The organism is Cryobacterium sp. 10I1, from assembly GCF_035019805.1.
Classification (GTDB): Bacteria; Actinomycetota; Actinomycetes; order Actinomycetales; family Microbacteriaceae; genus Cryobacterium; species Cryobacterium glucosi.
This window is the reverse complement of record NZ_JASJVF010000407.1, coordinates 1-1,861: the sequence shown is the minus strand read 5'-3', so window position 1 is coordinate 1,861 and position 1,861 is coordinate 1. Positions and strand designations below refer to the sequence as shown.

Sequence of the window (1,861 nt, the reverse complement as noted above, 5' to 3'; positions counted from 1 at the left end):
CACTTGTGCGGATCGCGGACGAAATCGTCGACGGCGCGGCCAGCCAGGCCGGTCTCCCGGACGCGGCCCAGCGTGCGGCTCTCGACGGGCTCGAGGACGAGACCCTGAGGGCGATCGAGACCGGCTTCAGCACCAACCTCATCGTGCACGCCTTCGCGGACACCGCGCGGGCGACCGGCATCGACGCCCGGCTCACGGCGCCGTTCTTCGCGTCGATGCGACGCGACCTCGACCCGGCCCCCTTCGACGCCGCCGGCATCGCCGACTACATCTACGGCTCGGCGGAGGTCGTCGGGCTGATGTGCCTGCGCTCGTTCCTGCACGAGTCCGAACGCACGGAGACCGAACTGGCGACGCTCACGGCCGGCGCCCGCAGCCTCGGAGCGGCCTTCCAGAAGGTCAACTTCCTGCGGGACATCGCCGCCGACCGGGACGATCTCGGACGCAACTACTTCCCGGGAGTGAACCTGCTCACCATGACCGACGAGGAGAAGGACTTCCTCCTCGACGACATGGACGCGGACCTCGACGCCGCGGCGCGCGCGCTGCCCCTGCTCCCCCGCGGGAGTCGGCGTGCGGTTGCCGCAGCGCACGGCCTCTTCGCGAGCCTCGCGGTCAAACTCCGCGGAACGCCCGCCCGATCCCTGCTGAACACCCGGGTGCGGGTACCCGACCCGGAAAAACTGATGATCGCCCTCGGCGCAGCCCTCGGCCCTGGAGCGTGGAAGAAATGACCCCTTCGAATGGAAACCGCACGATCGTGATCGGCGGCGGGATCGCCGGCCTCGCCAGTGCGGCCCTGCTCGCCCGTGACGGGCACCGGGTGACCCTGCTCGAAACCAACGACACCCTCGGTGGCCGCGCAGGATCGTGGACGGAACAGGGGTTCCGGTTCGAGACCGGACCGTCCTGGTACCTGATGCCCGGCGTCTTCGACCACTTCTTCCGCCTGTTCGGCACGAGCTCTGCCGAGCAGCTCGAGCTGCGCCGTCTCGACCCCGGCTACCGGGTCTTCTTCGAGGACGACCCGGACCCGATCGACATCCGCGCCGAACGCGCCGACAATATAGCCCTGTTCGAAAGCCTCGAGCCAGGAGCGGGTGCCGCGCTCGACCGCTATCTGGACTCCGCGGAGGACACCTACCGGATGGCCGTGTCCAGGTTCCTCTACACGAGCTTCCAGTCGTTCCGGCCGCTGCTCGTACGGGACGTCCTGACCCGCCTCCCCCGGCTCGCCCGGCTGCTCCTGCAGCCGCTCGACACGTTCGTCGCCGGCTACGTCCGCGACCCGCGACTGCGCCAGGTCCTCGGCTATCCGGCCGTCTTCCTCGGTTCCTCCCCCGACCAGACCCCGTCGATGTACCACCTGATGAGTCATCTCGACCTTGCCGACGGCGTGCTCTACCCGCAGGGCGGCTTCACCCGCCTGATCGACAGCATCGCCGACCTCGCCAGGGCAGAGGGCGTCGAAGTGATCACGGGCGCGAGAGTCACCGCCATCACCACCACACCGGGAACGCGGCCTGGCGTGTCGAAGCGACTTCGAGCATCCGTCACCGGGGTCAGCTACGTCGACAGGGCAGGGACCACCGTTCGGCTCGCCGCCGACCGGGTGGTCTCGGCCGCCGACCTGCACCACACCGAGACCGAGCTTCTTCCCGAGCCGTTGCAAAGCTACCCGGAGTCCTGGTGGCAGCGCCGGGTATCCGGGCCCGGCGCCGTGCTCGTTCTGCTCGGCGTGAGCGGCCAGCTGCCGAAACTGCAGCATCACACCCTCCTGTTCACCCGGGACTGGGGTGAGAACTTCGGCCGCATCTTCGGGAAGACGCCGAGCGTCGCCTCACCGGCGTCGTTCTACGTC

At 69.2% G+C, this 1,861-nt stretch carries 2 protein-coding genes; both read left to right on the top strand.

Annotation, left to right across the window (positions count from 1 at the left end; translation table 11 throughout):
- Positions 1-734 (top strand): phytoene/squalene synthase family protein (locus tag QN345_RS18540; protein WP_323509057.1); only part of this gene is annotated, 734 nt, incomplete at its 5' end.
- Positions 731-1,861, top strand: a 1,131-nt coding sequence (gene crtI, locus QN345_RS18535) for a phytoene desaturase family protein (RefSeq protein ID WP_323509056.1), incomplete at its 3' end; no start/stop codon positions are given. The genes QN345_RS18540 and crtI, both read left to right, overlap by 4 nt.